General features: G+C 52.5%; 1 rRNA gene. It reads left to right on the top strand.

The features are described from left to right. Positions 1–169: 169 nt before the first annotated feature. Positions 170–3,063, top strand: a 23S ribosomal RNA gene (locus tag H9L42_RS16435). Positions 3,064–3,069 lie beyond the last annotated feature (6 nt).

The raw sequence follows: 3,069 nt of genomic DNA, 5'->3' as shown, positions 1-3,069 counted from the left end.
GGACTTCGTACCCTGAAAACTGAATAAGAAACGAAGAAAATCGAAAGCGAAATCGACAGCGAAAACCAAGAAGAAGGTCCGGAAGGACTGCGGAAGGTGGGAGCTATGATTTTGCACCGAGAGAAACCAGAAAGAGAAAGGCGAATTCACAGAGTGAATTAACAAGAAAGGTCAAGCAAGAAAGGGCACAAGGCGGATGCCTTGGCACTGGGCGCCGAAGAAGGACGTGACAAGCTGCGAAAAGCTGCGGGGAGGAGCAAATATCCGTTAATCCGCAGATATCCGAATGGGGGAACCCACCGGTCGTAATGGGCCGGTATCCTGCGCTGAATCTATAGGCGTAGAGAAGGGAACGAGGGGAACTGAAACATCTAAGTACCCTTAGGAAGAGAAAGAAAAATCGATTTCCCAAGTAGCGGCGAGCGAACGGGAAAGAGCCCAAACCGAATTCTTAAGGATTCGGGGTTGCGGACCGTGCAAGAGACTCAAGACACCTAGCCGAACATACTGGAACGTATGGACAAAGAGGGTGAAATTCCCGTAGGCAAAAGGGGACGAGAGCGAGCGCGGCACCAGAGTAGTACCGGACACGTGAAACCCGGTATGAAGCAGGGAGGCCCACCTCCCAAGGCTAAATACGACCCAGTGACCGATAGAGAATAGTACCGTGAGGGAAAGGTGAAAAGGACCCCGGGAGGGGAGTGAAAGAGAACCTGAAACCTTGTGCTTACAAGCAGAGGGAGCGAAAGTGACCTCGTACTTTTTGTAGAACGGGCCAACGAGTTACGGTATGGAGCGAGGTTAAGATGCTGGAGCATCGGAGCCGAAGCGAAAGCGAGTCTGAAGAGGGCGGAAGTTGCATGCTGTAGACCCGAAACCGGGTGACCTATCCATGTGCAGGTTGAAGCGAGAGTAAAATCTCGTGGAGGACCGAACCCATATACGTTGAAAAGTGTTGGGATGACGTGTGGATAGCGGTGAAATTCCAATCGAACCCGGAGATAGCTGGTTCTCCTCGAAATAGCTTTAGGGCTAGCCTGGAAGAGAGATACACGGAGGTAGAGCACTGAATGTTCTAGGGGCCTTCACCGGTTACCGAAAACTATCAAACTCCGAATGCCGTGCAATCAGCTTCCGGAGTCAGACTATGGGAGATAAGTTTCATAGTCGAGAGGGAAAGAGCCCAGACCTACAGCTAAGGTCCCAAAATGTAAGTTAAGTGGAAAAGGATGTGGAGCTGCATAGACAGCTAGGATGTTGGCTTAGAAGCAGCCACTCATTCAAAGAGTGCGTAACAGCTCACTAGTCGAGTGGCTCTGCGCCGAAGATAAACGGGGCTAAAACTTACTACCGAAGCTTAGGATACTTTTAAGAGTATGGTAGAGGAGCATCGTATACGGGCCGAAGCCAAACTGTGAGGTTTGGTGGACTGTATAGGAGAGAGAATGTTGGCATGAGTAGCGAGAGACGGGTGAGAATCCCGTCCGCCGAAAATCTAAGGATTCCTGAGGAAGGTTCGTCCACTCAGGGTAAGTCGGGACCTAAGCCGAGGGCGAAAGCCGTAGGCGATGGACAACTGGTAGAGATTCCAGTACCACCGAGCGTTGTAAGAGTGAAGTGGGGACACAGGAGGATGAGCAGAGCGTGCCGTTGGTAGAGCACGTGCAAGCGTCGAGTGAGAATTGGGAGGCAAATCCCCCGATTCAATCGTGAGGCGTGATGCGGAGGGAAAAAAAGTACCGGAAGCTGTGACATTCAGACTGTCAAGAAAAGCCGCTAGCGAGACGTAAGGTGCCCGTACCGCAAACCGACACAGGTAGATGAGGAGAGAATCCTAAGGCGAGCGAGAGAACTATTGTTAAGGAACTCGGCAAAATGACCCCGTAACTTCGGGAGAAGGGGTGCCATCGAAAGATGGCCGCAGTGAAAAGGCCCAGGCGACTGTTTAGCAAAAACACAGGTCTCTGCGAAAGCGAAAGCTGAAGTATAGGGGCTGACGCCTGCCCGGTGCTGGAAGGTTAAGGGGAGAGCTTAGCGTGAGCGAAGGTTTGAACTTAAGCCCCAGTAAACGGCGGCCGTAACTATAACGGTCCTAAGGTAGCGAAATTCCTTGTCAGGTAAGTTCTGACCCGCACGAAAGGCGTAACGATCTGGGCACTGTCTCAACAATAGACTCGGTGAAATTGTAGTACCGGTAAAGATGCCGGTTACCCGCAGCAGGACGGAAAGACCCCATGGAGCTTTACTGCAGCTTGATATTGAGTTTCGGCATTGCACGTACAGGATAGGTGGGAGACTGAGAATTCAGTACGCCAGTATTGGAGGAGTCACCGTTGGGATACCACCCTTGTAATGTTGGAATTCTAACCTGGTACCGTAACCCGGTATGGGGACAGTGTCTGGCGGGCAGTTTGACTGGGGCGGTCGCCTCCTAAAGAGTAACGGAGGCGCCCAAAGGTTCCCTCAGTGCGGACGGAAATCGCACGGAGAGTGTAAAGGCAGAAGGGAGCCTGACTGCGAGACAAACAGGTCGAGCAGGGACGAAAGTCGGGCTTAGTGATCCGGTGGTACCGAGTGGAAGGGCCATCGCTCAACGGATAAAAGCTACCCTGGGGATAACAGGCTGATACCCCCCAAGAGTCCACATCGACGGGGGTGTTTGGCACCTCGATGTCGGCTCGTCTCATCCTGGGGCTGAAGTAGGTCCCAAGGGTTGGGCTGTTCGCCCATTAAAGAGGTACGCGAGCTGGGTTCAGAACGTCGTGAGACAGTTCGGTCCCTATCCGCTGTGGGCGCAGGAGATTTGAGTGGAGCTGTCCTTAGTACGAGAGGACCGGGATGGACATACCGCTGGTGCACCAGTTGTCTTGCCAAAGGCATAGCTGGGTAGCCAAGTATGGAAGGGATAAGCGCTGAAAGCATCTAAGTGCGAAGCCCCCCACAAGAAGAGATCTCCGCCTTTAGAGGTAAGACCCGTGGAAGACTACCACGTAGATAGGTCAGAGGTGGAAGCGCAGTAATGTGTGAAGCTGACTGATACTAATCGGTCGAACGCTTGACCAATGGTTT

Origin of the sequence: Zhenpiania hominis (assembly GCF_014333425.1) — a bacterium.
GTDB classification, from domain to species: domain Bacteria; phylum Bacillota; class Clostridia; order Peptostreptococcales; family Anaerovoracaceae; genus Hominibacterium; species Hominibacterium hominis.
This window is presented reverse-complemented; position numbering and strand designations above follow the sequence as displayed.